Source organism: Erythrobacter sp. (assembly GCF_024305245.1).
Classification (GTDB): Bacteria; Pseudomonadota; Alphaproteobacteria; order Sphingomonadales; family Sphingomonadaceae; genus Erythrobacter.
Window position 1 is genome coordinate 1 of the sequence record NZ_JAMWYX010000007.1, and the last position, 26,542, is coordinate 26,542.

General features: G+C 65.8%; 28 protein-coding genes. 8 read left to right on the plus strand and 20 right to left on the minus strand.

Going from position 1 to position 26,542, the window contains the following annotated elements; genetic code table 11:
* The first annotated feature begins 56 nt into the window (after positions 1-56).
* Complete coding sequence (locus tag Q0L48_RS10745; RefSeq protein WP_296720773.1) at positions 57-374, plus strand: Crp/Fnr family transcriptional regulator; 318 nt, start codon at positions 57-59, stop codon at positions 372-374.
* Between the two features lie 199 nt (positions 375-573).
* On the opposite strand, the gene aroC is transcribed toward Q0L48_RS10745, so the two are convergent.
* Entirely contained in the window at positions 574-1,644 is a 1,071-nt protein-coding gene (gene aroC / locus Q0L48_RS10750) for a chorismate synthase (protein WP_296720775.1), read from the minus strand.
* Positions 1,645-1,895: 251 nt separating this feature from the next.
* Here aroC and ruvA point away from each other — a divergent pair, with 251 nt between their 5' ends.
* The 4 genes from ruvA (at position 1,896) to ruvB (ending at position 4,620) form a co-directional block, all read left to right on the plus strand.
* On the plus strand, positions 1,896-2,501 hold the full coding sequence (gene ruvA, locus Q0L48_RS10755; protein WP_296720778.1) for a Holliday junction branch migration protein RuvA: 606 nt from the start codon (positions 1,896-1,898) through the stop codon (positions 2,499-2,501).
* 22 nt (positions 2,502-2,523) lie between these two features.
* Positions 2,524-3,069, plus strand: a complete 546-nt coding sequence (locus Q0L48_RS10760; protein WP_296720781.1) for a DsrE family protein — start codon at positions 2,524-2,526, stop codon at positions 3,067-3,069.
* 70 nt (positions 3,070-3,139) lie between these two features.
* Positions 3,140-3,568 (plus strand): hypothetical protein, encoded by a 429-nt coding sequence (locus tag Q0L48_RS10765; protein WP_296720784.1) that lies wholly within the window; start codon positions 3,140-3,142, stop codon positions 3,566-3,568.
* A complete protein-coding gene (gene ruvB, locus Q0L48_RS10770; protein ID WP_296720787.1) occupies positions 3,565-4,620 on the plus strand; it encodes a Holliday junction branch migration DNA helicase RuvB in 1,056 nt (351 codons plus the stop codon). Before Q0L48_RS10765 ends, ruvB begins: the two co-directional genes overlap by 4 nt.
* A gap of 598 nt (positions 4,621-5,218) precedes the next feature.
* On the opposite strand, the gene Q0L48_RS10775 is transcribed toward ruvB, so the two are convergent.
* The 5 genes from Q0L48_RS10775 to Q0L48_RS10795 form a co-directional block, all read right to left on the minus strand.
* Positions 5,219-5,455, minus strand: coding sequence for a hypothetical protein (locus tag Q0L48_RS10775; RefSeq protein WP_296720790.1), 237 nt, complete (start codon positions 5,453-5,455; stop codon positions 5,219-5,221).
* A gap of 33 nt (positions 5,456-5,488) precedes the next feature.
* Positions 5,489-6,196 carry a hypothetical protein gene (locus Q0L48_RS10780; protein ID WP_296720793.1) on the minus strand — a complete coding sequence of 236 codons (708 nt, stop codon included), beginning with the start codon at positions 6,194-6,196 and terminating at the stop codon, positions 5,489-5,491.
* A gap of 116 nt (positions 6,197-6,312) precedes the next feature.
* Entirely contained in the window at positions 6,313-6,822 is a 510-nt protein-coding gene (locus tag Q0L48_RS10785) for a rhodanese-like domain-containing protein (protein WP_296720794.1), read from the minus strand.
* A gap of 7 nt (positions 6,823-6,829) precedes the next feature.
* A complete protein-coding gene (gene acnA, locus Q0L48_RS10790; protein WP_296720797.1) occupies positions 6,830-9,502 on the minus strand; it encodes an aconitate hydratase AcnA in 2,673 nt (890 codons plus the stop codon).
* A 119-nt stretch (positions 9,503-9,621) separates the two neighbouring features.
* The gene (locus Q0L48_RS10795; RefSeq protein ID WP_296720799.1) at positions 9,622-10,512 is read right to left on the minus strand and encodes a DMT family transporter; all 891 of its coding nucleotides are present in this window, start codon (positions 10,510-10,512) and stop codon (positions 9,622-9,624) included.
* Positions 10,513-10,698: 186 nt separating this feature from the next.
* On the opposite strand from Q0L48_RS10795, the gene Q0L48_RS10800 reads away from it, so the two are divergent.
* Positions 10,699-12,141 carry a L,D-transpeptidase family protein gene (locus tag Q0L48_RS10800; protein WP_296720801.1) on the plus strand — a complete coding sequence of 481 codons (1,443 nt, stop codon included), beginning with the start codon at positions 10,699-10,701 and terminating at the stop codon, positions 12,139-12,141.
* Here Q0L48_RS10800 and Q0L48_RS10805 read toward each other — a convergent pair.
* The 7 genes from Q0L48_RS10805 to ispG form a co-directional block, all read right to left on the minus strand.
* A complete protein-coding gene (locus tag Q0L48_RS10805) occupies positions 12,113-12,562 on the minus strand; it encodes a hypothetical protein (RefSeq protein ID WP_296720803.1) in 450 nt (149 codons plus the stop codon). The genes Q0L48_RS10800 and Q0L48_RS10805 overlap by 29 nt on opposite strands.
* Complete coding sequence (locus Q0L48_RS10810) at positions 12,562-13,278, minus strand: murein L,D-transpeptidase catalytic domain-containing protein (protein WP_296720806.1); 717 nt, start codon at positions 13,276-13,278, stop codon at positions 12,562-12,564. The genes Q0L48_RS10805 and Q0L48_RS10810 overlap by 1 nt, the downstream gene beginning before the upstream one ends.
* 75 nt (positions 13,279-13,353) lie before the next feature.
* Positions 13,354-14,817, minus strand: coding sequence for an NAD(P)-binding protein (locus Q0L48_RS10815; RefSeq protein ID WP_296720808.1), 1,464 nt, complete (start codon positions 14,815-14,817; stop codon positions 13,354-13,356).
* Between the two features lie 35 nt (positions 14,818-14,852).
* Positions 14,853-15,767, minus strand: a complete 915-nt coding sequence (locus Q0L48_RS10820) for a histone deacetylase (protein WP_296720809.1) — start codon at positions 15,765-15,767, stop codon at positions 14,853-14,855.
* Positions 15,768-15,931: 164 nt separating this feature from the next.
* Complete coding sequence (locus tag Q0L48_RS10825) at positions 15,932-16,477, minus strand: manganese efflux pump MntP family protein (RefSeq protein WP_296720811.1); 546 nt, start codon at positions 16,475-16,477, stop codon at positions 15,932-15,934.
* Positions 16,478-16,489: 12 nt separating this feature from the next.
* Entirely contained in the window at positions 16,490-17,008 is a 519-nt protein-coding gene (locus Q0L48_RS10830) for a thioredoxin family protein (protein ID WP_296720814.1), read from the minus strand.
* Complete coding sequence (gene ispG / locus Q0L48_RS10835; protein ID WP_296720817.1) at positions 17,005-18,162, minus strand: flavodoxin-dependent (E)-4-hydroxy-3-methylbut-2-enyl-diphosphate synthase; 1,158 nt, start codon at positions 18,160-18,162, stop codon at positions 17,005-17,007. Before ispG ends, Q0L48_RS10830 begins: the two co-directional genes overlap by 4 nt.
* A gap of 100 nt (positions 18,163-18,262) precedes the next feature.
* Here ispG and Q0L48_RS10840 point away from each other — a divergent pair, with 100 nt between their 5' ends.
* Positions 18,263-19,201, plus strand: coding sequence for an alpha/beta hydrolase (locus Q0L48_RS10840; protein WP_296720820.1), 939 nt, complete (start codon positions 18,263-18,265; stop codon positions 19,199-19,201).
* A 6-nt stretch (positions 19,202-19,207) separates the two neighbouring features.
* Here Q0L48_RS10840 and Q0L48_RS10845 read toward each other — a convergent pair whose 3' ends face one another.
* The gene (locus tag Q0L48_RS10845) at positions 19,208-20,158 is read right to left on the minus strand and encodes an oxidoreductase (protein ID WP_296720824.1); all 951 of its coding nucleotides are present in this window, start codon (positions 20,156-20,158) and stop codon (positions 19,208-19,210) included.
* Entirely contained in the window at positions 20,155-20,679 is a 525-nt protein-coding gene (locus tag Q0L48_RS10850) for a GNAT family N-acetyltransferase (RefSeq protein ID WP_296720826.1), read from the minus strand. The genes Q0L48_RS10845 and Q0L48_RS10850 overlap by 4 nt, the downstream gene beginning before the upstream one ends.
* A 75-nt stretch (positions 20,680-20,754) precedes the next feature.
* On the opposite strand from Q0L48_RS10850, the gene Q0L48_RS10855 reads away from it, so the two are divergent.
* On the plus strand, positions 20,755-21,780 hold the full coding sequence (locus Q0L48_RS10855; protein ID WP_296720828.1) for an isoaspartyl peptidase/L-asparaginase family protein: 1,026 nt from the start codon (positions 20,755-20,757) through the stop codon (positions 21,778-21,780).
* Positions 21,781-21,849: 69 nt separating this feature from the next.
* Here the strand turns inward: Q0L48_RS10855 and Q0L48_RS10860 are convergent, their stop codons facing one another.
* The 5 genes from Q0L48_RS10860 to Q0L48_RS10880 all read right to left on the minus strand — a co-directional run bounded on the left by Q0L48_RS10860 (position 21,850) and on the right by Q0L48_RS10880 (position 26,538).
* Positions 21,850-22,110, minus strand: coding sequence for a hypothetical protein (locus Q0L48_RS10860; RefSeq protein WP_296720830.1), 261 nt, complete (start codon positions 22,108-22,110; stop codon positions 21,850-21,852).
* Positions 22,111-22,231: 121 nt separating this feature from the next.
* The gene (gene bla / locus Q0L48_RS10865) at positions 22,232-23,164 is read right to left on the minus strand and encodes a class A beta-lactamase (RefSeq protein WP_296720831.1); all 933 of its coding nucleotides are present in this window, start codon (positions 23,162-23,164) and stop codon (positions 22,232-22,234) included.
* Positions 23,161-24,090 carry an RDD family protein gene (locus Q0L48_RS10870; RefSeq protein WP_296720833.1) on the minus strand — a complete coding sequence of 310 codons (930 nt, stop codon included), beginning with the start codon at positions 24,088-24,090 and terminating at the stop codon, positions 23,161-23,163. Before Q0L48_RS10870 ends, bla begins: the two co-directional genes overlap by 4 nt.
* Complete coding sequence (locus Q0L48_RS10875) at positions 24,087-25,154, minus strand: stage II sporulation protein M (RefSeq protein ID WP_296720836.1); 1,068 nt, start codon at positions 25,152-25,154, stop codon at positions 24,087-24,089. The genes Q0L48_RS10870 and Q0L48_RS10875 overlap by 4 nt, the downstream gene beginning before the upstream one ends.
* A gap of 10 nt (positions 25,155-25,164) precedes the next feature.
* Positions 25,165-26,538: a DUF58 domain-containing protein gene (locus Q0L48_RS10880; RefSeq protein WP_296720839.1), complete on the minus strand. Its 1,374-nt coding sequence runs from the start codon at positions 26,536-26,538 to the stop codon at positions 25,165-25,167.
* Positions 26,539-26,542: the final 4 nt, after the last annotated feature.

A 26,542-nucleotide genomic window follows, 5' to 3' on the forward strand; every position in this document is an offset into this window, starting at 1 on the left:
TGAGCAAGGCGGAAAACTCCAGACCCGAGTGGTCCGACGTTGGGTAGCAGTGCACCTTGCGTCAGACTCTACCAAAAAGCGGTCACATTTCAGGGGAGCACGTCAGCTGGCTTCTACTGTGCCGGGATCGCACCGAAACTGACGATCTCAAGCTCACCCACGAATTTATGGCGTCAATGATCGGAGCGCGGCGGAGCGGCGTAACGTTGGCGCTGCACGTCCTCGAAGGTGCAGGCCTGATCAGATCGGCACGCGGGACCGTGACCATAGTTGACCGTGAGAAGCTGCTTGATCTGGCGGGCGATAGCTACGGCCTGGCCGAAGCCGAATACAGCAGGCTTATCGCGCCCTTTGGCTTGCCTAGGTCTGCATAGCCGAAGGTCTGGGATGCCTTAGGATCGGACGGCAACTTTGGGGTCGCTAGCCGAACGGCAGCTTTTTTCCGCATCATTGCTAAACCAGCCTTGCCACTTCCGCGCCGACTGCGTCGAAAGGCCGTGACTAACCCACCTGCCCGCGTTCTCGCCGCGCTATCGCTTGCGTTATTTGAGCGCGTCCCTGTCGCGCTATCGCCTACCCCACTTGCCCCCGATGCAGCAGTTTGTGGTCGGCCAGCACCAGCGCCATCATTGCTTCGACCACCGGCGTGCCGCGGATGCCGACGCAGGGGTCGTGGCGGCCCTTGGTGACCACCTCCACCGCTTCGCCCGCGCTGTTGATGGACTCCACCGGGGTGAGGATCGACGAGGTCGGCTTGAACGCCACCCGGCACACCACTGGCTGCCCGGTCGAAATACCGCCCGCCGTGCCGCCTGCGTGGTTGCTGGCGTAGACGGGCTTGCCATCAGGGCCGGGCCGCATCCGGTCGGCGTTCTGTTCGCCGGTCAAGCGCGCGGCTTCGAAGCCGTCGCCGATCTCCACGCCCTTGACCGCGTTGATCGTCATCATCGCGGCCGCCAGATCGCTGTCGAGCTTGGCGTAAATCGGCGCGCCCCAGCCTGCGGGCACTCCGGTAGCAACACATTCGACCACCGCGCCGAGCGACGATCCGGCCTTCCGCGCGGCATCGACCTTGTCTTCCCAGCGTTTCGCGGCTTCCGGGTCGGGGCAGAAGAACGGGTTGCGGGCGATTTCGCTATGGTCGATCCGCGCGGGGTCGATCCGGTCGCCGCCGAGTTCGCACACGTAGGCGGTGATGCTGACTTCGGGGATCACCAGCCGCGCCACCGCGCCCGCGGCCACCCGCGCTGCCGTCTCGCGCGCCGACGAGCGTCCGCCGCCGCGATAGTCGCGGATGCCGTATTTGGCATCATAGGCATAGTCGGCATGGCCTGGGCGGTATGACTGCGCGATGTCGGAATAGTCCTTCGACCGCTGATCGGTGTTCTCGATCATCAGGCTGATCGGGGTGCCGGTGGTCTTGCCCTCGAACGTGCCGGACAGGATCCGCACCAGATCATCCTCGCGCCGCTGGGTGGTGAAGCGGCTGGTGCCGGGCTTCCTCGCATCCATGAAGGGCTGGATGAACTCCTCGCTGATCGCCAGCCCCGGCGGGCACCCGTCGACAATCGCGCCCAGGGCAGGCCCGTGGCTTTCGCCCCAAGTGGTAAAGCGCAGCACGCGCCCGAAGGTGTTCCAGCTCATGCCGCATCCCTTACCGCAAAAGCGCCGCCTGTCGAGATTGCGCTGATTTCCTACTGCGGGCGCCGCCGGTATGCCCGTAGCCATGAACCGCCATTCCCCCGTTTCGCGCCCGGCTTTCCGAGGTGTCGTGCGGGGGCGGGTTTTCGTTCCTTGGACAGTGTCTCATGTGTCTCCTACAGGCACCTACGCGAGTTGCGGACAGGTGCAGGGGCGCTCTGGCATTTGGGCCGGGCTTGGGGCACTTATCAGCGATGATCGCGAAACTCTCAGGCAGGCTCGATGCCACGGGCGAGGATTGGGCCATCGTCGATGTCGGCGGGGTGGGCTACCTGGTCCACTGCTCCAGCCGCACGCTCGCCGCGCTGGGCGAGGTGGGTGAGGGCTGCACCGTCCACACGCAGTTGCAGGTGAGCGAGAACGACATGCGCCTGCTCGGCTTTGCGGAAAGCGCGGAGCGGGACTGGTTCCGGCTGCTGACCGGCGTGCAGGGGGTGGGGAGCAAGGTCGCACTGGCGATCCTGTCGGCGCTGGCGACCGGCGAATTGCGCGAAGCCTGCGGACGCGGCGATGCGGCGCAAGTGGCGCGGGCGAACGGGGTGGGGCCGAAACTGGCGGCGCGGATCGTCAACGAGTTGAAGGACAGGGCAGGGGCGATGCCCGGCGGCGGCGGCAGCTTCGCGTCCGGCATTACCGCTCCGGTCGCAGGCGCCAGCGCCGACGCGGTGAGCGCGCTCGAAAACCTCGGGTTCAAGCCCGCCGTGGCCGCGCAGGCTGTCGCCCGCGCACAAGCCGAACTGGGCGAGGGCGCGAGCGAGGGCGATCTGATCCGCGTGGCGCTCAAGAAGGCGGCAGGTTAGGGTCGAAGCAGGAGGAAATCGCATGCGTTTCGTAATCACCACCGCTCTGGCACTCGCCGCCGCCCCGCTCGCCGCGCAGGACATGAGCGCGTTCCAGCCCGGCCCGGTGCTGACCGAATTCGGCGCCCACGCGCCCGTGCCGGGGGTGGAGCAATTGCCCGCCGACACCGAATTCGCCATCGCCTTCGATGTGTCAACGCCCGCCGCCGAAGGTTCGCCCAATCGCGGGTTCGACAGCGCGGCGCGGTTCCTCAACATGCATGTCGCAAACGGCGTGCCGCAAGACAACATCCGCCTTGTGGTGGTGGTGCACGGCAAAGCCGCGCTCGAACTGCTGACCGACGCCGCCCACGCCGCCAATCCGCTCTCGCGCCAGGGTGACAACCCATCGGGCAAGCTGGTCGAGGCGCTGCTGGCCGAGGACGTGCGCTTCATCCTGTGCGGCCAAAGCGCAGCGGTTTACGGGATCAAGCCCGAAGATTTGATCCCCGGTGTGGAGATGTCGCTGTCCGCGATGACGGCCCACGCGCTGTTGCAGAGCAGCGGCTTTACGGTGAACCCGTTTTGATGGAGCCGGTGAACCCCATCATTCGTCATGCTGAACTTGTTTCGGGGTTCATCCAGTGGAGCCGGAACGGATGAAACTATTTGGCAAGCAATCACAAACCGAGGCCTACGCTACAGAACTGCCACGCCTTTTGGTGGGGCAGCAGGTTGTGATGCGGCGAGGCGAAGGGCAATGGTCTATTGCGATCGGCAAAAGCTTTGTCATTACCACCAACAGCTGGCGCTTGATCGGCGCGAAGAGCATCATCGTTACCAGCGAGGATGATGGACAGCAGTTTGGCCTGCCTTCACCCGTTGATGCTGAGACGAAGGCCACTGGGGCGCTGACGGGAGCCAGCGTCGCGGCTGTCGAAATGGATACGCGAACCGGAGATTGTACCCTGCAGTTCACCAACGCTCTCGTCCTCGAAATACTGACTTGGTCTTCGGGCTATGAAACCTGGCAGTTATACCGGGACAGCGAGTTCTTCGGAGCGGTTGGCAATGGTGGAATGCGGTGACCACGCCTGACACCCCCCTCCACACCCCCGCCCGCCAGCCGGGCGACCCGGACGCAGCCCTGCGCCCGCGGCGCTTGGCCGAATTCGTCGGACAGGAGGGGGCGAAGGGAAACCTTGCGGTCTTCATCGCCGCCGCGCGCGCGCGCGGGGAGGCGATGGATCATACGCTGTTCTTCGGCCCGCCCGGCCTCGGCAAGACCACGCTGGCGCAGATCATCGCGGGGGAACTCGGCGTCGGCTTCCGCGCCACCAGCGGCCCGGTGATCGCCAAGGCGGGGGATCTGGCCGCGCTGCTCACCAATCTCGAGCCGCATGACGTGCTGTTCATCGACGAGATCCACCGCCTCTCCCCCGTGGTCGAGGAAGTGCTCTACCCCGCGATGGAGGACCGCGCGCTCGATCTCATCATCGGCGAGGGGCCGAGCGCCCGCAGCGTCCGCATCGACCTGCCGCCCTTCACGCTGATCGGAGCCACGACCCGGCAAGGCCTGCTGACCACGCCGCTGCGCGACCGGTTCGGCATTCCCGTCAGGCTCAATTTCTACAGCCATGAGGAGTTGGAGCGCGTCGTCACCCGCGCCGCCGGTCTGCTCGGCCTCGCGATCCAGCCCGATGGCGCGCATGAAATCGCCCGCCGTTCGCGCGGCACCCCGCGCGTCGCCGGACGCCTGCTGCGGCGGGTGCGCGACTTCGCCGATGTCGCGGGCGCGGCCAGCGTAACGCGCTATGTGGCAGACGAAGCGCTGACCCGTCTGGAGATCGACCGGCTGGGGCTGGATGCGATGGACCGCCGCTATCTCGCCATGATCGCGACCACCTATAAAGGCGGACCGGTGGGGATCGAGACGCTCGCGGCGGGCCTCGCCGAGCCGCGCGATACGGTGGAGGAGGTGGTCGAACCCTATCTCATCCAGCTTGGCCTGATCGCCCGCACCGCGCGCGGGCGGATGCTGAATGATGCAGGCTGGGAGCACATGGAGCTGACGCCGCCCAGCAACGCTGCGGGTGATTCTCTGTCCCGGCAGGCCGGCCTGTTCGAGGAAGATAGTTAACGCAGCGACTAACGAGACCTCCGGATTCGGTGCCAGATCGGGACATGGCCGCGCAAAACCACGGAATTTGAGCCGCTTTCGCCGATTTGGCGGCCTGCGGGCTGGTTAACACGATTGCCGTTGAGCGCGATATCCCATCAAATGAAAGCTGATCAGGTGACGCAAGCGGATTGGCCGTTGCGTGCCACCACAGGCAAACAGGGTTATCGACTATGTCGCTCAAACTGGCCATCGCGAAGCTTTCCGCCGCAGCTGCGGGGGTCGCATTGTTGCAGGGCGGCGCGGTGCGCGTGGCTGAGCCGATGAACACCGACGCTCCCGAATTTTCCTCCAATATCGATGGCAAGCTGATCGCGGTCGATCCGGAAACCGGCGCGCGCTATATCAAGTCGCGTGAGCGCATCGTGCCGATGCCCGAAGAGCGTCGCCGCCGGATTGTCGAGCGCACGATCGAGTGCCAGCCGGTCGGCCCGCAAGGTGCGGGCGGCGCGCCGAGCCTGCCGACCGGCGCGGTGCAGACCTATTTCGACCCGAATGAATGTCCGCCGATCGCGCAGGTCGCCTATATGCCCGCGCCGCTCCCGCCGCTTCCGCCGATTCAGGGTGGCGGCGGCTTTGGCGGCGGACCGAACATCGGCGGCGGACTGGGCTTTGGTGGCGGCTTCGGCGGCGGGTTCTTCGGCGGTTTCTTCGGCGGCGGTGGCGGCGGCGGTTCGTCCTCGGGCGATGTGTCGGTGTCGACCACCACATCGACCTCCGGCGGATCATCCTCGGGCGATGTCGCTTCCTCGACCTCGTCGGGCGGCAGCAGCGGCGTCGTGATCGATATCGACATCGACAATTCGACTTCGACGACCTCGTCTTCGGGTCAGATCAGTTCCTCGACCGGCCAGGTTTCGACCTCGACATCGACGGGCACCGTGTCGAGCAGCACGGGGGCGGTATCGTCTTCGGGCGATGTCTCGTCGTCGACCGGCGCGGTATCGAGTTCGGGCAACGTCAGTTCCTCGACCGGCGCGGTTTCGAGTTCGACCGGGGCAGTGTCCAGTTCCACCGGGGCCGTTTCGAGTTCCTCGGGCAACGTCTCCAGCTCGTCGGGCAATGTTTCCAGCAGTTCGGGCAATGTCAGTTCCTCGACCGGCGGGGTTTCGAGTTCAAGCTCTTCGTCGTCATCGTCTTCGTCGTCGTCGAGCTCATCGTCCTCGTCCAGTTCATCGGGCGGCGGCGATGGAACCAGCGGCCATCCCGGCACCACCACGAGCTCGGGCGGTTCATCGGGCAGCAGCTCTTCGTCCTCGTCGAGCAGCGGCGGCAGCACTTCGGGCGACATGACTACCAGCACCAGCAGCAGCAGCTCGTCTTCCTCCTCCTCGTCCTCGGGCAGCTCCAGCGGTTCCTCGGGTTCCTCGGGAAGCAGCGGATCGTCCTCGTCGTCGGGTAGTTCCTCCTCGTCGTCTTCGTCGAGTTCCTCGTCCTCATCCTCGTCATCGAGCAGCAGCGGCGGGCACGAAGTTCCGGCCCCGCCGATGATGGTGCTGTTCGGGCTGGCGGCTGCGGCGATCCTTGGCCGGCGCAAGCTGCATGCCGGACAGGACGCCTGACGGGTCGGCTTTCCGAAACGTACACCGGAAAACGCAAAGGGCGGCCTCCTGGGAGAGCCGCCCTTCGTGATTCGGTAGTGGTACGCCGATGTCAGGGCTGTTCGAGGGAGCGCCCGGCCTCTTCCCAAGCGAGGATACCGCCCGCGAGGTGTTCGACCGGTGCGCCTGTCGCCTCGGCCAGCTTTGCCCCGGCCATCGCCGAACGCTTGCCCGAGCGGCAATAGAGCACCACGTCGCGCCCGTCCGGCGGGCCGAGCCTGGCGGGATCGAACCGGTCGAGCGGGATGTGTTCGGCGCCCGGAATCACGCCTTCGGCGACTTCCGCATCGGTGCGCACATCGATCAGCCGGATGTTCCCCGCGGCGAGGCGTGCCGCCAGCTGTTCGGGGGTCAGATCGATCATCGGCGAGGCATCTGCGCGTGCCTCCGGCACTGCGGCATAATCGTCGGCCGTCGCAGCACCTGCTCCGGCAAACGCCAGTTCGAACCCGAGCGGCGAGGAGGGCGCGTCCCGCTTCTTGCTCGCGTGCGTATCGCCACTGCAGGCGGTAATCGCCAGCAAAGCCGATGCGGCAAGCAGAAGTTTGCGGGACGCGTTCATCCCATCTTTATGCCGCAAGCTTGCGCAGAACGTAATGGAGAATTCCGCCGTGGCGGTAATATTCCATTTCGTTTGCGGTATCTATGCGACACAGCGCGGTGAAGCTGAAGCTGGTTCCGTCGGCGCGGGTGACTTCGACAGTGATGTCCTGAGCCGGCTTGAGGTCGGCCAACCCGCGGATCGAGAAGGTATCATCAGCCGTCAGGCCGAGCGTTTCGCGGGTGTCGCCGTCCTTGAACTGCAGCGGCAGCACGCCCATCCCGACGAGGTTGGAACGGTGGATGCGCTCGAAGCTCTCGACGATCACCATCCGCACGCCCAGCAGGATCGTACCCTTGGCCGCCCAGTCGCGCGACGAGCCGGTCCCGTATTCCTTGCCGCCGATCACCACCAGCGGCGTGCCGTCTTCCTTGTGCTTCATCGCCGCGTCGTAGATCGGCATCGTCTCGCCGTTGTAGGTCGAATATCCGCCTTCGATGCCGGGGACCATTTCGTTCTTGATGCGGATATTGGCGAAGGTGCCGCGCATCATCACTTCGTGGTTGCCGCGGCGCGAGCCGTAGGAGTTGAAGTCCTTCCTGGAGACCTGGTTCGAGACGAGGTAGGCGCCTGCGGGCGAATCTTCCTTGATCGAACCGGCCGGGCTGATGTGATCGGTGGTGACCGAATCGCCCAGCACTGCCAGCGGCTTGGCATCCACGATGTCCATGATCGGCGCGGGCGTCATGGTCATGCCCTCGAAATAGGGCGGGTTGGCGACATAGGTCGATCCGGCGCGCCACTGGTAGGTGTCGGACGGTTCGACCGTGATCGCCTGCCAGTGCTCGTCACCGTCATAGACATTGGCGTAGCGGTTCACGAACATCGAACGATCAATGTTGGCCGCCCGGTTTTCGGCGATTTCGGCGTTGGTCGGCCACAGATCGGCGAGCATCACGTCATTGCCGTTCTGGTCCTGCCCGATCGGGGTCGTGGTGATGTCTTCGGTGACGGTGCCCTTCAACGCATAGGCCACCACCAGCGGCGGCGAGGCGAGGAAGTTGGCGCGCACATCGGGAGACACGCGGCCTTCGAAGTTGCGGTTGCCCGACAGCACGGAGGCGGCGACGATATCATTGCCGTTGATCGCGGCGCTGATCGGCGGTGCGAGCGGGCCGGAATTGCCGATGCAGGTGGTGCAGCCATAGCCGACCAGATCGAACCCGAGCGCATCGAGGTGATGCTGCAGCCCGGATTTTACGAGGTAATCGGTCACGACCTGCGATCCCGGTGCCAGCGAGGTCTTGACCCACGGCTTGGGCTTCAGGCCCTTTTCATTGGCCTTTTTGGCGACCAGACCCGCGGCGATCAGCACGTCGGGGTTGGAGGTGTTGGTGCAGCTGGTAATCGCGGCGATCACCACGTCGCCGTCACCGATGTCGTGGTCCTTGCCCTCGACCGCTACGCGCGCAGGGCCGCTCTTGCCGTAGACCTTCGACAGGTCGGTGTTGAACAGTTCGTCCACCTCTTGCAGGATCACCTTGTCTTGCGGGCGCTTCGGCCCGGCGAGGCTGGGGACGACCGCGGCCATATCGAGTTCGAGCGTCTTGGTGAACACCGGCACGTTGGCGGGATCGAACCACATGCCCTGCGCGCGGGCATAGGCTTCGACCAGCGCTATGGTGTCTTCGCTGCGGCCGGTCAGGCGCATGTATTCGATGGTCTTGTCATCGATCCCGAAGAAGCCGCAGGTCGCGCCGTATTCAGGTGCCATGTTGGCAATGGTGGCGCGGTCGGCCAGCGTCAGGTTGGCGACGCCCGGGCCGTAGAACTCGACGAAGCGTCCGACAACGCCGACTTCGCGCAGCATCTGAACGCAGGTCAGCACCAGATCGGTGGCGGTCACGCCTTCGGCCATCGCGCCTTCGAGATAGAAGCCGACCACTTCGGGGATCAGCATCGATACCGGCTGGCCGAGCATCGCGGCTTCGGCCTCGATCCCGCCGACGCCCCAGCCCAGCACGCCCAGACCATTGATCATGGTGGTGTGGCTGTCTGTGCCGACGCAGGTATCGGGATAGGCGACCATCATGCCGTCCGGCCCTTCGGACGACCACACGCCGCGGGCGATGTGTTCAAGGTTCACCTGATGGCAGATGCCCGTGCCCGGAGGAACGGCGGAGAAGTTCTTGAAGCTCTTGGAGCCCCACTTGAGGAAGTCGTAGCGTTCGGCATTACGCTCGTATTCGAGCGCCATGTTGGCTTCCATCGCCTTGGGGTGGCCGAATTCGTCGACCATCACCGAGTGGTCGATCACGAGGTTGACCGGCACCAGCGGGTTGATCTTCTGGGTGTCGCCGCCCAGCTGCTTGATCGCGTCGCGCATCGCGGCCAGATCGACCACGCAGGGCACGCCGGTGAAATCCTGCAGCAGCACGCGCGCGGGGCGGTACTGGATTTCGTTGCCGGTGGCGGGATTGTTCTGCCAGTCGACGATCGCCTGGATATGTTCGCGCCCGACGGTGAAGCCGCCATCCTCGAAGCGCAGCAGGTTTTCCAGCAGTACCTTCATCGAAATCGGCAGTTTCGAAACATCGCCCAACTGTTCCGCAGCCTTCGCCAGCGAGTAATAGGCGTAGTCGGTCCCGTTCACAGAGAGGGTCTGGCGGGTTGCGAGGGTGTCCTTGCCGATGTCGGTCATGGGGCGTTTTCATCCTTTTGAATTGGTCCGCACCCCGATCCGTAAAAAGGCGCGGTTTTCGGGCGCGCACTGCGCTTTCAGGCGCGCGAGGTCAAGGGGGCTGCCCTAGCGAAATGGTATCAGGCGGGCAGGTTTTGGGTCGCAGCGTCGCGCCGGGTGACGAGCCAGCACCCGGCGATAATCAATGCGGTGCCCGCCAGCGTCGGCAGGGTCACGGCTTCACGGAAGAACAGCCAGCCAAACGCGCTGGCCCAGACGAAGCCGGAATATTCGATCGGCACCAGCGCCTGCGCTTCCTCGCGGGCATAGGCCCAGGCAATCGCCATCGATCCCGCCACCGTCAGCGCGCCGGCGGCGACCAGAGGCAGCAGGGCGGGCGCGCTGGGCGTGACCCACGCGAACGGCGCGAAGGTCAGCAGCACGGCTCCGCCGATCCCGCTGTGAAAGGTCGCGATCTCCACCGGGCCTGCGACCTGCGACTGGCGGCGGATGACGATGAAGTTGTAGGCATAGAGCACCGCCGAAAACAGCATCGCGGCCAAGCCCAGCCCGGCGTCGCGGTCGAACCCGCCAGCCCCGATCCGCCCGCCGACGATCACCAGCGTTCCCGCAAAGCCGAGGATGCTGGCGATCACCGCGTTCCTCGCAATGGTTTCGCCCAGCAGCACCCGCGCGAGATACAGCGCCAGCAACGGCGCGACGAAGCTGAGCGCAATCGCTTCGGCAAGCGGCAGGCGGGTGAGCGCGAAGAAGAACGACAGCGCCATTAAGGCCGACACCACGCCGCGGGTCAGATGCAGTTTCATAACCGCGCGCGATGGCCATGCCGGGCCGCGCGCCAGCCAGAAAGGCGCGATGATCGCCGCCCCGATCCCGGCGCGCAGCACCGTCGCGGTATAGGCTCCGATCAGCAGCGCGGCCTCCTTCATGAAGGCATCCATCAGCGACAGGAAGCCGACGCCTGCAAAGGCGGCGGCAAACGGCAGCAGAGGATTGGGGCGCGGCTGCATATCGCAACGGCGCATAATCACAGGGGCCTGCAAGGTCACGCGGATCTTGGCGCGAAGGGGAGCATCGCGGCTTATTCACCCCGCAGCAAGCGAAGGCAGTTGATAGGGGGCACCCCCCGCGCGTATGATGCGCACGGATGGCATGGGCTGGCGCAGGCTGGCACAACAGGGTTGGAAAGCATTTTGATGAAGTATTCAGCGGGCAGATTGGCGTGCGGGATCGCAGCAGCGGCGCTGCTGGCGGGCTCGGCTTTTGCCCAGACGCAGCCCGGCAGCGAAGATAGCGGTCCGCGCGGCGAGCAGTGGACCGGGCCTGCGCGGATGGAGATGCCGGCCTCCCGCCCAAGCCCCGCGCCCACTCCCGCTACCGAGACGGGCGATTCCTTCGATGCGGCCTTTCCGCGCATGGTGTCCGAGCCGGTGGTGCAGGGCGGCCTTGAACTGCCCGCGCCGCTGGTACAGCCTTGGACGGTCGCCAACGCGACGAAGCTGGTCGCAGCGATCGAGGGGATCGGGACCGAAGGGCTGGACCCTGCCGATTACGATCTGCAACCGCTGAAGGTCGCGCTTGCTTCCGGCCCGTCGGAAGAACTCGATGCGCTCGCGTCGCAAAGCTTCGTGTGGCTGGTCGAGGATTTGCGAGACGGGCGCACCCCGATGGATGCGCGCGAGCAGTGGTTCGTGGTCGATCCCGACCGGGAAACCTTCCGCACCGGCGACTTGCTGGCCGAAGCTGTGGCGAACGGCGACATTGCCGCCACGCTGGACAAGCTTGCCCCCACGCATCCGGACTACGCCCGCCTGCGCGATGAGCTCGCCACAACGCCCGCAAGCGAAGCGGACAAGCGCAAGCTGATCCGCGCCAATATGGACCGCTGGCGCTGGCTGGCGCGCGATCTCGGCTCGCAATACCTCATCACCAACGTGCCCGAGTTTCAGCTGCGGCTGACGGTCAAGGATCGCATCATCAGCACCTATCGCACGGTAGTGGGCAAGCCGGGTCGCACCGCCACGCCGCAATTGGCCGAGATGGTCGAAGGCGTGGTGTTCAACCCGACCTGGACGGTGCCGCAGAGCATCGTGAAGGGTGAGGGACTGGGTGCAAAGGTGCTCGCCAACCCCGCGTGGGGCAAGCGGAACGGCTATGTCGCGACCAAGGGCGCGAACGGCTATATCAGCGTGGTGCAGCAGCCCGGGCCGGGCAATTCGCTCGGCCAGATGAAGCTGGAGATGCCCAACCCGCACGCGATCTTCTTCCACGACACGCCGTCGCGCCACCTGTTCGCCAATGATAGCCGCGCGCTGTCCCACGGCTGCATCCGCACCGAGCGGGCGCTGGAACTGGCGATCACCATGGCGATCCTCGGCAAGGGTGCGAGCAAGGATGAGGCGGTCGAAATCTCGACCTCGGGCAAGTACACCAAGGTGATGCTGGAGAAGCAGCTGCCCGCCTACATCACCTACTTCACCATGGCGTCCAACATCAACGGCGAGATGGCGACGTTCAAGGACATCTACGGCCGCGACGCCCCGGTGCTCGCCAGCTTGGACAAGCCGCGCGTGCGCAACCGCAGCACTGTGCCGACCGACGAGGTTATCGTCATCGAGGACGATCTGCAGGATAGCTAGGCACTCGGGTCAGTCGCCACCATAGCACCACCGCTGCACCTAGCGCGAATGTGGTCGTGAACAGGTAATCGCCCGCCTTCGAATAATCATGCCACAAGACCATCCAAATGCAGGCGACCTGGGTGGCGATAGCAAAGCTGAGGCACAAGGTTAGAGCGCGCAATGGTGAGAGCGCAAAGCGCCGGATCAGCAGAGCGCTCGGGATACCAAAAATCAGCGTGCAGGGGATCACGACAAAGAGGCTCAGTCCGGCAATTGCCAAGGGGAATATAAGCGCCAGCCAGGGCATCTCATAGATGCCTTGGGCGCTGCCATCGAGAATGATCCAAGCCGTGAGGCTGACGCCGCCGATCAGGGCTCCAAATATCGCGGACCAGAGGAGAGCGACCCAGACCTGATCGGGCCGCTCCGGAACGGACATCAGAATGCGCTGGTCGCCGGACGCTGCAACAGGTCGAGCGGCTTACGCTCGATCATCGCCAGTTCCGGCACCGGCTGGATGCTGCCGTCTTCCTCCAGCCCCAGCGAATCCGCGAACAGCAACCGCCCGCCCGACAGGTGTATCAGCGCGATCCGGAACTGTACCTCGCCCATCGCGAAACAGCCGTTGGAGCGCCCCAGACGCCCCCACGTTTCGATATGCGAGGACTCTGCGTAGTCGGCGCGGTGCATCACGATGTAGCGGCGCAGCGCGGCGTCGTTGCTCTCGTCCAAGCCGCCAAGGCGCACGGAAGTGCCATACCGGCCCTTGTACCATTCCCACGTCACATAGGCGCCGCGGCTGGTCGCGTTGGAGCCTTCGGTGTTGGAGAACTGCTTGAGCCAGCCGTCGTGCTGCGGATCCGATCCCGTGCCGTGGCTGACGTGGTGCGACTGCACTTCGCCCCGGTCGAGGTTCACGAAGTGAAACCGGGGCTTCGCCGAATGCAGGCCGAAATCCGCCACCCCGACGATATCGCGCTTCCAGATCGCGTCGCCCGCCCGGTCAAGTTCCCGCTTGGCGAGGGCAAACAGCATCCGGTCACGCGGGGAGCCGGACATCGGCGCTGCGGGAACGGTAGCGGCGAGCAGGGGGGCAGGTGCAGCCAATGCAGCCCCGGCAATCAGAGTGCTCTTGAGAAGGTCGCGCCGCTTCATCCTGTCACAACTTATAGCGCGCCGATTGCGTTCCCGGTAACGGAAAATGGCGTATCGTCGCACCTCTGCGGCATGTCATGGCTGTTGGGCCGCGTTTTCGTGAATCGCCTTGGCCGCCATGCCCAGCCGGATCACCGCCGGCATCGCCTCTTTCACCGCCGCGCGGAACCCGCTGAGCGCCGCCAGCCGCGGATCGCCCGCCGCTATCATCCGCGCAACCGTAGGCCCGGTCGGGTCGAGCCGCGCTGCCGCCAGCCATGCCGCGATCTCCGGCGTCTGCGACCAGGTGCCGCGGTTCATCAGGTTCATCATGAAGGCATAGGGGAAGGTTTCGGGCGTGTCGGTCAGCGGTCCGGTGCGCGCAAGCTGGTTCTTGGTCGTATCGTCCGGATAATGCGCTTCGAGGAACGCGGTGATCGCAGCGCTGAGAGTCACCAGCGGGACGTGGACGGGTTGCAGCACGATGGTGTCGCCGCGAAACTGCGGGCCGCTGTTGGCCTCGGCGGTGAAGGGCACGGCGCGGGCGGTGCAATCGATGAACAGCGTGTCTTCGGGGACGGGGTGCGAAACCGCTCCGAAATGCAGTTGTCCCTGTTCGATGGCGGTCACGCGTCCGGTGCGGATGACCTGCGTGATCCGCCGCAGCAGCGCGATCTCGCCTTCGGAAATCACCGCATAGTGATACATTGCCGGCCGCACATCGGGGTCGATCCGCAGCATGTATCCGCCAGCTTCAAGCGCTTCGAACACTGCATGGCCATCCTCGGCCCCGGCAATCGCCTCCAGATGCGCGATCTGGTTTTCGACCGTGGCGGCGAGGAAATCCTCGCCCGGCTGGATGTATTTGCGATTGTTCAGCCAGCTGTCGCGCGGGCGAACCCACTGGATGCGGTCGGGCGCGACGCCTGCTTCGATCAGCCACACGCCGGTATCCATCGCGGTCTTGCCGCCGCCGAGGATGACGAAGTGGCCGGGCGCGCGGGCGGGGTCTTTCCAAAGGTCGGGCAGCGCGCCGGGCGCGATCACCTGAACGCCGTCGGCCACGGCGAAGGCGCGTGTGTGGGTGGAGGGCACCGAGGTCTGATAGAAGGTCGCATCCACCAGCTTGCGGCGCACGGCGATGGAGTGCTCCTCGCCCGACAGAACGCCTGCGATCCGCGCGGTGCCGTGTTCGTCCCGGCCCCTGAATTCGCTCAGCCGGTGATAGGCCACGCGGCCACTGGGCAGCAGGCGGTGGTGCATCACCCGCTCGAAATAGGCGGTGACTTCGGCTCCGCTGGCGAGCGCATAGAGGCCTTTGTTGGGGCCATGATCGTCGATCTGTTCGCTGGGAAACGCCATCGAATTGACGCCGTAGAAGGCTGAGGGCTGGTGCAGCGCGACGAAGGGGTAGGCATCGTTCCAGTGCCCGCCGGGCCGGGCGTGCTTGTCAACGAAGGTGATATGGCTTGTCGGGTCTTCGTCGAGCAGCGTATCGGCAAAGGCCAACCCTACCGCGCCCGCGCCGATAATCAGGTAATCGGTTGAAAGATCGGTCATGTTGTCCCCCGCACTACGCGGATGCCGCTTTAGCATCATTGCGGCCCCGCCGCGCGTGCGTTTTCGTCCGCCATCGCCAGCATCGATGCGGCGTGACGCGCGGCGACGGCACGCTGATCGTCGCCATATCCGCCGCCAAGCGCGCTGGCGATCGGCAGGCCGCGTCGGCGGGATTCGCTCACTACAAATCGGTCGCGCAACGACAGTCCGGCATCGGTCAGCGCCAGCCTGCCGAGCTTGTCCTGAGCGTGCGGATCGACGCCTGCCTGATACAGCACGAAATCCGGCGCGAACTCGACCATCACCTCTGGCAAGTGGCGGGTCAGCGCGGCCATGTAGCCATCATCATCGACCCCGTCCGGCAAGGGCACATCGCGGCTGGAGCGGGCCTTGCGCACCGGGAAGTTCTTCTCGGCGTGCAGCGACAGCGTGAAGATATCGGTGCGCCCGGCAGTGAGGCTGGCGGTGCCATCGCCCTGGTGCACATCGCAATCGACAATCAGGATGCGCTGCGCATCGCCTTCGGCAATCAACCGATTGGACGCGACCGCCAGATCGTTGAACACGCAGTACCCCGCGCCGGTATCGTGCAGCGCGTGGTGGCTGCCCGCAGCGGAGTTGGCGGCATAGCCGTGCTGCATCGCCAGCCGCGCCGCCAGCCACGTGCCGCCATTTGTGTGGCGCACGCGCGATGTGATCGCGGGCGTCACCGGAAAACCGATGCGGCGCTCCTTGTCTCGCGGAACCTCGGCGCGGAACACCTGATCGACGTAATCGGGGCAATGCACCGCTTCGAGCCATTCGCGCGGCATCGGCTCCGGCGCGTGCTCGGTCAGCGGCGCTCCGCTGGCGCGCAGTTCCTCCATCACGAGGTAGTATTTGTCGAACCGGAAACTGCCGCGTTCCGGGCGCGGGGCCATGTAGTCGGCGTGGTGAACGACGTGGAGCATGCAGCGTCAGACCGGCCTGTAGGAGACACATGAGACACTGTCCAAGGAAGCAAAACCTGCCGCAGCTTCGATGGACACGGGCGCGGGCAGGGACAGGCGGCACAGGTCGTTCATTGGCACCGTCATGCCAGCTTCGCTTGCAGTAGGACAGGCCAGTGTGCCGGTCACAGCCAGCCGGTGTGTTCGGCCAGGATCTTGACGCCCAGCCCGATCAGGATGACGCCGCCCACGCGCTCCGCCCATGAGCCCCAGCGATCCCCCGCGCCGCGCCCCAAGGCCACGCCCGCAACGCTCAAACCGAAGGTTACGAGGCCGATCAGCGCCGCCGAGGTCAGCGGCGGGATATCGAGCGCCGGCAGGGTGATCCCGGCGGCGAGCGCATCGATGCTGGTCGCCACCCCTGCCACCAGCAAGGCTCTGCCGGTCAGCTTGCGCGCCGCTTCGTCCTCGCCGACATGACCCCCCAGCATCCGCAGCCCGAGGAAGGTCAGCAGGGCGAACGCGATCCAGTGATCGACCGCCTCGACATATTCGAACGCGACTGTCCCGATGCCCCAGCCGATCAGCGGCATTGCGCCCTGAAACACGCCGAACGTCAGCGCGATGGCCAGCGCGCCGCCCCAACCGGGCCGGAACCGCGCGCCCTGCGTCAATGCCACGGCAAAGGCATCCATCGCCAGCGCGAGCGCGAGGAGGAAGGCGGCAAGCAACGTGCGGCCCGCTCAATCGGCGGCGGGCGCGGGAGCCTCGGCCAGCGCTTCGAGTTCGGCGACAATCGCATCCTCGCTGCGGGTGGCGGCATTACGCCAGCTGGCGGCAGTATCGAGGTTCACCGGCTGGCCTGCGGCAGTCAGCACCAGCAGCGCGGGCGTGCCGGGCAGTTCGGCAAGGCCGAAGCGCTGCGGCACGGCGAGGTTATGCCCGTCGCCGGTCTGCGGCAGGCCGACATTGACGAACACCAGCTCGTAACGCTCCGCCACCAGCGCGGAAAGGCGTGGGGCTTCGAGCCAACCGGCCAGCGCGCGGCTATCGTGGCACCAGTTGCCGCCCATCACCAGCAGCACGCGTTTGCCATTGCCAGCGGCGCGGGCGAGCGCGGCATCGACATCGCCCATCGCATCGGGCGTGACGGCATAGGATTTCGCCTCGGGGTGGGCGGGGGCGGCCGGGCTTGCGTTGGGTGTCGTCGCGCAAGCGCCCAGCGCCAGCGCCACACCTCCGGCGATGATCGCGCGGATCACTCGGCGGCTTCGGCGGATTGTTGCGGCGCGGCGTGGGGATCGAAGGCAGTGGCTTCGCCCGCATCGATGGCGGCGGCCTTTTCCTCCACCAGCCGGACGATATGATCGAGCATTGCTTCATCGTCGATCGCGTGGGCTTTCATGCCCGAAAGATAGACCATATGCTTGCCATTGCCGCCGCCGGTGAGGCCGATATCGGTCTCGCGCGCTTCGCCCGGGCCGTTGACGACGCAGCCCAGCACCGAAAGGCTCATCGGGGTCTTGATGTGTTCGAGCCGCTTTTCCAGCGTTTCGACCGTGCGGATCACGTCAAAGCCCTGCCGCGAGCATGACGGGCACGACACCACCCGCACACCGCGGGTGCGCAGGCCCAATGCCTTGAGCATGTGGTAGCCGACCTTGATCTCTTCCTCCGGCTCGGCAGAAAGGCTGACGCGGATCGTGTCCCCGATGCCCGCCCACAGCAGGCTGCCCATGCCGATACTCGACTTCACCGTCCCGCCGATCAGCCCGCCTGCTTCGGTGATGCCCAGGTGCAGCGGGCAATCGACCGTTTCGGCGAGGCCATGATAGGCCGCGACGGCGAGGAACACGTCGGACGCCTTCACCGCCACCTTGAATTCGTGGAAATCGTGGTCCTGCAACAGCTTGATGTGATCCAGCGCGCTTTCGATCAGCGCTTCGGGGCAGGGCTCGCCGTATTTTTCGAGCAGGTCTTTCTCGAGGCTTCCCGCGTTCACGCCGATGCGGATCGCGCAGCCGTTGGCCTTGGCCGCGCGCACGACCTCGGCGACGCGCTGGGACGAACCGATATTGCCGGGGTTGATCCGCAAGCACGCCGCGCCCGCATCGGCGGCTTCGAGTGCGCGTTTGTAGTGGAAGTGGATGTCCGCCACGATCGGAATGTTCGCGCCGCGCGTGATTTTCTTGAAATCGCGGGTCGATTCCTCGGTCGGGCAGGAGACGCGGATGATGTCCGCGCCCACTTCCTCGCACCGCCTGATCTGGTCGAGCGTGGCGCGCACGTCCTCGGTCGGGGTGTTGGTCATGGTCTGCACGGTGATGGGCGCATCACCGCCAACGGGGACATTCCCCACCATGATCTGGCGACATTTGCGCCGTTCGATTGTGCGCCAGGGCCGAATGGAAGACATGGGGCTGCATATAGCCATCCGTGCGTGACTGGGCAATGACAAGCACGCCTGCTTGACTTGGCCGGGTGCAGCGTCAGTCTGGCGGCAAAGGGGAATGCCGATGCCGACCGACACCGCGACCGAACTGCGCAGTGCCAAGCCCAGCCTGATCCTGCGCGGGGTCAAGTGGCTGATGGGGCTCGGCAAGCCGGTGTTTCCGCACACTGCCGAGGGATTTGAACAGCGCATGGCGAACCGCCGCTTGCCCGAAGATGCGCCGATGCCGGACAAGTTTCGCCGCGATTTTCAGGTCGCAGACTGGGAAGCGGGGGGGCATCCGGTGGTGACGATCCACCCCAAATCCGGCCCCGGCGCCTGGCACATGCTGTATTTCCACGGCGGCGGGTTCGTGCAGCCGATGTTCAAGGTGCACTGGCCGCTGGTGGCCGCGATGGTGAAGTCCTGCGGGATCAGCGTCACCGTGCCGCTCTATCCCGTAGTGCCCGAAGCCCCGCACGCGGCGCAGGATGCAATGGCCGATGCGGTGTTCGCGACGCTGGCCGAGCATCACGATCCGGCAAAGATCATCCTCAACGGCGACAGTGCAGGCGGGCATATGGCGCTGGCGCTCGCGTTGCGGCTGGCGCGGAAGGGCGCGCCGATGCCGGGCAAGCTGGCGCTGTTCGCCCCGTGGCTCGATCTGACGCTGGCCGACCCTGCGATTGCGGCGGTCGAACCGCATGACATCATGCTCAAGATCGGCACCCTGCGCGACTGCGGGGCAATGGTGGCAGGCGCGCGCGATCCGGCCAGCGCCGAGGTCAGCCCGCTCTACACGCCGGAAACGGAACTGGCGCTGCTGCCCCCCACCCGCATCTGGACCGGACGGCACGACCTGTTCATCGTCGATTCGCGCACGTTCGCGGACCGGCTCCGCACCGCCGGGGTCGATGCGAAACTGTACGAATACGAAGCCGCCCCGCACGTGTTCATGGCGATCACCCCGACGCGCGAGGCGAAGGACGTGCTGGCGCTGCTCAAGGATTTTGTCGCCAGCTAGAGCGCTCTAGTCGGGGTATTGAACCCCGGTCATGTCCTCGCTGATCGCCCACAGCCGCCGCGCCGAGTCGGGATCGAGCGCGTAGGAGCGCACGCCGCCAGCGGAGGATTCGTCGTCCACCTCGGCGACGTGGCAATCCTCGCAATAGACCCCGCCCTTGCCTTCCAGTTCCGGTGCGGTCGCGGCCCAGCAGGTGGTCGCTGCGCCCTGCGGGATGGTTTTGAAGGCGAAATTGTCATCGCTTTTCTTGACCCGCTCGATCAGTGCGGCGGTCATTTCCTCGTCGAGGTGGCGGCTCAGGTTGGTGTTGATGCCGCCCGGATGCACCGCATAGGCATGGATGTCGCGCAGCGCGTAGCGGCGTTCGAGCTCCACGGTGAACAGCACATTGGCGGTCTTGGCATTGCCGTAGCTGACCCAGGGGTTGTAATCGCGCTGCTCGAAATTGGGGTCGTCGAGATTGGTCGGCGCCATGTGATGCGCGCGGCTGGAGAGGTTGACGATGCGCTTGGTCGTGCCCCGTTCGATCAGCGGCATCAACTCGCCGGTCAGCGCAAAGTGGCCGAGATGATTGGTGCCGAATTGCAGCTCAAACCCGTCGGCGGTGTGCATCAGGGGCGACGCCATGACACCGGCATTGTTGATCAGGATGTCGATTTTATCGAAGCGCTGGCGAGCGCGCGAGGTCGCGGCGCGGATGCTTTCGAGGTTGCCCAGATCGCAAACGATCGTGTCGAGCTGCGCATCGGGATGTTCGCCGCGGATCGCCGCGACCGCCTCGTCCAGCTTGCCCTGATCGCGCCCTGCCATCACCACATGCGCGCCGCGCGCGGCCATCGCGCGGGCGGCTTCCTGCCCGAGACCGGAATTGGCGCCGGTGATGAAAACGGTCTGCCCGCTCAGATCCTTGTCTGCCAGCACCTCGTCGGCCGTGGTGTCTTTGCCGAAAGTGGTCATGCGTTCTCTCCCAGTCGCAGTTCGTAGAGGAATTCCGGGTCGAGTTGCTCGCCCACCGGAAATGTGATGTCGGCAATCTTGCCAAAGCCATAGCGCTGATAAAACCGCTGCGCGCCGAAATTCTCCGAATAGACCGACAGGAGGACGCTGTCGTGCGCCCGCTCGCGCGCCACACCCAGCGCCCAGTCCATCAGCCGCGCGCCGAGCCCCGCGCCGGTATAGCCCGGCAGCGCGTAAAGCTGGCCGAGTTCGATCGGATCGCGGGCAGCGGTATGGTGGGCGTAGTGGCTGGGGTAGCGCAGCTTGCAGAAGGCCACCAGTTCGCCGCCATCATCGACGAGGCAATGGGTGCATTCGTCGCCCGCGATTTCCTCGGCCACGGCGGCGGGATCATGCACCTGCACCAGGAAAGCGGCGAGGTCTTCCTCGCGGTAAAGGTGCCCGAAAGCGGCGACGAAACTCTCCGCGCCGAGCCGGGCAAGGGCGGGCGCATCTTCGATGGTGGCAGGGCGCAGGATCATGGGCCTCGCTCTAGCGGGGATGAAGCGCGCTGTTAAGCTGGCGCAAGCTTCAGGTGCGCGTTACACCTTGCGCCCATGAAGAACCTCATCACGCTGATCGCGCTCGCCCTGATGCCCGCCGCCGCCATGGCTCAGGATGACGCACCGCCGCCTGAGCTGAAGTGGTCGATTGCGATCCACGGGGGAGCGGGGACGCTCAATCGCGACGCGATGACGCCGGAGCGCCGCGCTGCATACGAGGCCGCCTTGCAGACCGCGCTCGATGCCGGGGCCAAGGTGCTGGCCGAGGGCGGCAGTGCGATGGATGCGGTGAAGGCGGCGATCATTCCGATGGAGGATTCGCCGCTGTTCAATGCGGGCAAGGGCGCGGTGTTTACCTGGGACGGGACCAACGAACTCGATTCTTCGATCATGGACGGGCGGGATCGTTCGGCAGGCGCGGTGGCCGGGGTGAAGACGGTCAAGAACCCGATCCTGCTGGCGGATACCGTTCGCACCCAGAGCGAGCACGTGATGCTGATGGGCGCGGGCGCAGAGGCCTTCGCGGCGGAAAAGGGCATTGCCGTCACCCCGCCCGAATATTTCGCCACCCCGGCGCGGCGCGAGGCGCTGGAGCGGATGAAGGCGAAGCAGCTTTCGGCGCTGGATGTCGATCACAAGTTCGGCACGGTGGGCGCGGTGGCGCTCGACCAGCAGGGGAACCTTGCGGCGGGCACATCGACCGGCGGGATGACCGGCAAGCGCTGGGGCCGCGTTGGCGATGCGCCGGTGATCGGCGCGGGAACCTATGCGGACAATCGCAGCTGCGCGGTGTCAGCGACGGGGTGGGGCGAGTATTTCCTGCGCGTCGGCGTGGCGCACGAGATTTGCACGCAGTTGCGGATGACCGGGGATGGTGCACAAGGTATCGCCGACGCCGTCATGGCCGATGTCGCGGACCTCGGCGGCGATGGCGGGGTGATCCTTGTCACGCCGTCGGGAGAAGCGATCTTCAGCTTCAACACCAGCGGAATGTATCGCGGCCGCGCGACCAGCGATGGCTTGAACGAGGTCGCGATCTTCGGCGGTGAGGACAAGGCTTCGGCGACGCCGGATCACTAAGCTCGGACAGTTCCGCAAGAGTAAGGGAATGCCGCGGTCCCAAACGGGACCGCGGATTCATGCTCGATTCTAAAGCGGGTGATGGTCGTCCGGCGGCGGTGCCGACGGGGGCAGCGGCGAGAACGGGCATGTGGTCTTGGGGTCGCAACTGCGGATCGGCGGCGGCAGGCTGCGGCGCCATTCCTCACAAAGCTCCTCGATCAGCGCCGGATCCGCGTCCCAGTCCATAATTTCATAGGGGCACTGCTGGTTGATGCTGGCATTCGCAACGCCCGCGCCGGTCAACAGACCAAGCGGTGCGAGTCCCAGCATTGCGACTTTTCGAAACATGTGTCTCTCCTTCGATGTCCTCCCGTGGCTTGAAGCTGGGCTCTCAGAACCGGAGAGTCAATGAATTTTTGAGAGATAAGTATTTGAATATTTGAAGTTATATGTATCAGTCGGCGACTGCCTAATAGAGCTTCCCGATGATCGGCAGCCCCCGTTCCGGTTCCGCAAACTCCTTGATTACGCCGCCGACCCGCGCCAGCGCCGCTTCGGCGGCCGGATCCATTCCGTCATGAGTTTCGCGCGCGCGGAAATAGGTGGCGAAGGTGATCGGCGCGCGGCCCTCGGGCGCTTCGGCGAAGCCGATATCGACATAGATGCTGCCGATCCCCGGCCAGATCGAGGTGCCGGTCTTGTCGCCTGCCACCCAGCCTTCGGGCAACCCGGCACGCACCCGGCGCACACCCGTTGGCGTGTCGATCATCCATTGCCGCAGGCTCGCCCGCTCCGCTTCGGGCAGCACGTCGCCGTAAACCAGCTTCGCCACAGTCCGCGCCATTGCGGCGGGCGTGGTGGTGTCGCGGAATTCTGTGACCGGGACATTGTTGAGTTCGGGTTCGGTGCGGTCGAGCCGGCTCACGCCGTCGCCTATGTTGCGCCAGAATGCGGTCAGCGCGGCCGGCCCGCCCAGTTCGCGCAGCAGCACGTTGGCGGCGGCGTTATCGGAATATTTCTGCGTGAATTCGGCCAGCTCGCGCATGCTCGCGCCGTCCTCCAGCCGCTGCGTAGTGAAGGGCGAGACGTGCATCAGGTCATCCTGCGACCAGCGCACCAGCTTGTCTGCGTCGATGGCCCCTGCCGCATCGCGTTCCAGCACCATCGCCGCCAGCGACAGCTTGAACGAGGAGCAATGCCCGAACCGCCGGTCGCTGTTCAGTCCCACCGACAGCCCGCTGCCGGTGTCGAACAGTTCGACCCCCAGCGTCCCATCCGCCTCGCCTTCGATCAGGCGCAGCTCCGCCGCCAGCCGTCCCGCCGGAGCCTGATCGGGCGGAATGCACGCCGCCGCGCCCAGCGCCAGCGTGCCGCCAATGAAATGTCGCCGATCGATCCTCATGAGAACTTGTCCGCTTTCCGTTTGCCGAAACGCATCTCGCCCTCCAGCTTTGCGCGCAATTGCCCATAGAAGGCTTCGAGAAAAGCCCGCTCGTCGCCCGCGCCCGGATCCCAGCCGATCTTGCGGCAGATGGCGGCGTGGACCGTGGCGAGCGCCTCGGGCGAGGATTCGCGCAGCATCCGCTCGAGCGTCTGCAATTCCTTTTCGCCATAGACCGAAAGTTCCGCCTCGCCGAATGCATAACGCATGCCGGTGACGTCGCTTGCCCCCGACGCGGCGGCTGCGCCCTGGGTCGACAGCGTTTTGGCGAGCCGTGTGCGCGGGGTTTCGACCACCCACGTCCCGGCGATGATGTCGCCTGCGCGCAGCGCCTCGCGGTTGAAGAACGGCAGCAGCAGGAACAGCGCGAACCACGCAGTCGCCGCCCATGCCAGCGTGCCGAGATCTTCGCCCATCGTCGCGCCGATCAGCATCGCCAGAATGAACACCAGCGGATAGAACAATTCGATATCGCGCAGCAGGTTGCGGGCGATCACCGCTTCGGCAGCCAGCCGCCCGCCGCTGCGCGCAGCGATCCGGATGCCGACCAGCCGTTTCCCGAATGTCGCGCCGCGCGGGCCGAGTTCCTGCACGAGGAAATAGCCGTACCACGTCACGAAACCGGCGATCACCAGCAGGATCTGCAGGAATTCCTGCGCCCCGCGCGGTGCGGCCTCGACATCGAGCACAGTGCCGTCCAGCAACCCGCCCGCGATCCATCGCACCAGCAGGTTGAACGCGATCAACCCTGCGATGATGATGATCACGTCGATGATCAGCGCGCCCGCCCGGCTCCCGCGTGAGGCAATGGTGATCGGCAGCGCCAGCCCTTCGGGCGTGACCATCATGCGCCTGCGCTTGTTTGCGGGGAGGGCGGCGGCGCTCATGCCTGTTCCGGCCCCGCCCGGCGCGGGCGATAGAGGAAGAAATAGGCGAGCCAGAAGGCCAGCATCATCCCGCCGATCAGGAACCGCGAACCGGTGCCGTCGACCAGCTGGCGCGGAAAGGCTTCGAGCAAAGCAGCGACAATCATCATGATCACCACGCCCACCATCACCACCGCGCCGCGTTGCCCTGCCTCGGCAGCCGCGACCAGCACCGGCCGCGTTCCGGGAAAGGCCATGCTGCGGCCGATATGCAGCCCCGCCGCGCCCGACAGCAGGATGCCGAAAATCTCGGTGGTGCCGTGGACGCTGAGCCACGCGGACAGTTCCAGCGTCAGCCCCTGACCCGAAAACAGCCACAGGATCGCGCCTAGCATCGCCATGTTGTGCACCATCAGCAGCAGCGACGGGATGCCGAAGGCAAAGCCGAGCGCGAAGGCGAGGATGCAGACGGCCGAATTGTTGCTGAACAGATTGGCGGCAAAGGTCGACAGGCCGACGGCGCTTTCCTCGGTCGCCAGCGTGGCCAGCAATTCCTCGCGGCTCGCCCCCGGCACGCGGGTATCGGCCAGCCCGCCGGGGACGAGCCGGTAATACCATGCCTCGTCGCGCGCCACGAGCAGCCAGCCGACGATGGCGCCCGCCACCATCACGAACAGGGTGATGCAGATATCCAGCCAGATCGCCCGCACCGCGCGGCTCCACCCGCCCAGCACGAAGTCGCGCAGCCATGCGGCGAACCCCTTGGGAGGGCCGTAGACCTGGAACCACGCGCGCTGCACCAACCCTTCGAGATAGGCCAGCGTCGCGGCATCGAGGCTGGTTTCGCGCGCGACCGAAAGGCTGGATGCGGCGGTGCGATAGAGCGCGGGCAGGGCGAGCAGATCATCGTCCGCGATGCGCTTCAATCCGCCGCGCTCCATCCGCGCGACGATGCTTTCCAGCCGCCGCCAGTCGCCTTCGCGCTCCAACCGGAAGCGATCCGATCGCAGTGCCGCGCTGGCGATGTCGGGCGGAGCGGCCACCGCGCCGCGCCCGAACCATGCTGACAGAACCGGCGCCTTCATCCGCCCCTCCTCATCCTATGGCTTCGCTGTTCTTGATGAGGAAATAGCGGTCGATCAGCTGCGGGCCGATGGCGTCCCACGGCGCTTCGATCACGTCGATGCCCATCCGCCGCAAGCGCTGCAGCACCAGCTTGCGCTGCTGGGCAAGCGTATCGGCCGTGACGGATCGGGCCAGCGTGGCGATATCGCCGGGCGGGGCGGCGATTAGATCCTCGATCTCGGCATCGGCCATGGTGACGAACAGCACCAGATGCTTGTTCGCCAGCCGCCCGAGGCTTTCGACCATGATCTCGGCTGCAGTGGGATCGGTGAAGTCGGAAAACACCACCACCAGCGAACGGCGCTTCAGCTTGGTCGTCAGCGTCGCCAGCGCAAGGGTGAAATTGGGTTCCGCCGCGGTGTAATCGAGGCCCGCTGCGGCGCTCTGCAAGCGGTGGAAAGCGCGGGTGTCGCCGATGAACGGGGTCATCAGCTGCGGGGTCTGCGCAAAGCCGAACAGCGCGCATTTGTCACCGCCCTTCAGCGCGACATAGGCGCAGGTCAGCGCGGCGGACACGGCGCGGTCGATGCGCGGCAGCCCGTCCACCGGCTCGCACATCGCCTGCCCGCAATCGAAGGCGAAGACGATCTGGTTGTTGCGCTCGCTCTCGTTCTCGCGGGCGTAGAGGTGATTGTGGCGCGCGCTCGCCTTCCAGTCGATCCGGCGGCGGTCCATCCCGGCCTCGTATTCCGACAGCGCTTCGAACTGGGTGCCTTCGCCGCGGATGCGCCGCGCGATCAGGCCGGTCTGGGCGTTGCGCAGGAAGGTCTGCAAGTCCTTGGACCGCACCGGCGACAGATCGGGCCAGATGCGCACCGCGCGGTCGAGCGGATAGGAAACCTGCCGCGCGCCCAGACCCAGCGGCCCTTCCCAGCGCAGCCATGCGCGGGCGAACTCGGCAGTGCCACGCCGAACGGGAGTGACGCGCGCCTCGCCGCGCCAGCCGGGTGCATCGACCTCGGGCGAGAGCGTGAATGTCACCCGCCCGCTTTCGGCCAGTCGCGGATCGCAGGCCAGTGCGGCCTGCACCGCCTTGCGCCGTCCTCCGGCAAAGCGCGCGGTAACGGCAAGCAGAACAGGCTCGCCGATCTCGGTATCGGCGGGGGCGTCGATATCCCACCCGGCATTGCGTCCCGATAGCAGTGCGTCGATCACCACCAGCGCGATCAGCGCAGCCCCCAGCACCGGCGCGATAATCCATGCGCCCGGCGCGGTGGCGGCGATCACCAGCGCGACCGGCGCAAGGCCCGCAATCGCCCAGACCGCCCGTTCGGTCGGGGCGATCACCAGCAGCGGCCCCAGCGGGGCGAAGATCATGCTGAGAAGGCGGCGGAGCACGGCCATCGGG

Bases quoted from the DNA above. Each gene is read 5' to 3' on its own strand.
- aroC (WP_296720775.1), bottom strand. From the start codon at position 1,644: ATGAGCTGGAACACCTTCGGGCGCGTGCTGCGCTTTACCACTTGGGGC.
- ruvA (WP_296720778.1), top strand. From the start codon at position 1,896: ATGATCGCGAAACTCTCAGGCAGGCTCGATGCCACGGGCGAGGATTGG.
- Q0L48_RS10760 (WP_296720781.1), top strand. From the start codon at position 2,524: ATGCGTTTCGTAATCACCACCGCTCTGGCACTCGCCGCCGCCCCGCTC.
- Q0L48_RS10765 (WP_296720784.1), top strand. From the start codon at position 3,140: ATGAAACTATTTGGCAAGCAATCACAAACCGAGGCCTACGCTACAGAA.
- Q0L48_RS10775 (WP_296720790.1), bottom strand. From the start codon at position 5,455: ATGTCGATATCGATCACGACGCCGCTGCTGCCGCCCGACGAGGTCGAG.
- Q0L48_RS10785 (WP_296720794.1), bottom strand. From the start codon at position 6,822: ATGAACGCGTCCCGCAAACTTCTGCTTGCCGCATCGGCTTTGCTGGCG.
- acnA (WP_296720797.1), bottom strand. From the start codon at position 9,502: ATGACCGACATCGGCAAGGACACCCTCGCAACCCGCCAGACCCTCTCT.
- Q0L48_RS10795 (WP_296720799.1), bottom strand. From the start codon at position 10,512: ATGCAGCCGCGCCCCAATCCTCTGCTGCCGTTTGCCGCCGCCTTTGCA.
- Q0L48_RS10800 (WP_296720801.1), top strand. From the start codon at position 10,699: ATGAAGTATTCAGCGGGCAGATTGGCGTGCGGGATCGCAGCAGCGGCG.
- Q0L48_RS10805 (WP_296720803.1), bottom strand. From the start codon at position 12,562: ATGTCCGTTCCGGAGCGGCCCGATCAGGTCTGGGTCGCTCTCCTCTGG.
- Q0L48_RS10810 (WP_296720806.1), bottom strand. From the start codon at position 13,278: ATGAAGCGGCGCGACCTTCTCAAGAGCACTCTGATTGCCGGGGCTGCA.
- Q0L48_RS10815 (WP_296720808.1), bottom strand. From the start codon at position 14,817: ATGACCGATCTTTCAACCGATTACCTGATTATCGGCGCGGGCGCGGTA.
- Q0L48_RS10820 (WP_296720809.1), bottom strand. From the start codon at position 15,767: ATGCTCCACGTCGTTCACCACGCCGACTACATGGCCCCGCGCCCGGAA.
- ispG (WP_296720817.1), bottom strand. From the start codon at position 18,162: ATGTCTTCCATTCGGCCCTGGCGCACAATCGAACGGCGCAAATGTCGC.
- Q0L48_RS10840 (WP_296720820.1), top strand. From the start codon at position 18,263: ATGCCGACCGACACCGCGACCGAACTGCGCAGTGCCAAGCCCAGCCTG.
- Q0L48_RS10845 (WP_296720824.1), bottom strand. From the start codon at position 20,158: ATGACCACTTTCGGCAAAGACACCACGGCCGACGAGGTGCTGGCAGAC.
- Q0L48_RS10850 (WP_296720826.1), bottom strand. From the start codon at position 20,679: ATGATCCTGCGCCCTGCCACCATCGAAGATGCGCCCGCCCTTGCCCGG.
- Q0L48_RS10855 (WP_296720828.1), top strand. From the start codon at position 20,755: ATGAAGAACCTCATCACGCTGATCGCGCTCGCCCTGATGCCCGCCGCC.
- Q0L48_RS10860 (WP_296720830.1), bottom strand. From the start codon at position 22,110: ATGTTTCGAAAAGTCGCAATGCTGGGACTCGCACCGCTTGGTCTGTTG.
- bla (WP_296720831.1), bottom strand. From the start codon at position 23,164: ATGAGGATCGATCGGCGACATTTCATTGGCGGCACGCTGGCGCTGGGC.
- Q0L48_RS10870 (WP_296720833.1), bottom strand. From the start codon at position 24,090: ATGAGCGCCGCCGCCCTCCCCGCAAACAAGCGCAGGCGCATGATGGTC.
- Q0L48_RS10875 (WP_296720836.1), bottom strand. From the start codon at position 25,154: ATGAAGGCGCCGGTTCTGTCAGCATGGTTCGGGCGCGGCGCGGTGGCC.
- Q0L48_RS10880 (WP_296720839.1), bottom strand. From the start codon at position 26,538: ATGGCCGTGCTCCGCCGCCTTCTCAGCATGATCTTCGCCCCGCTGGGG.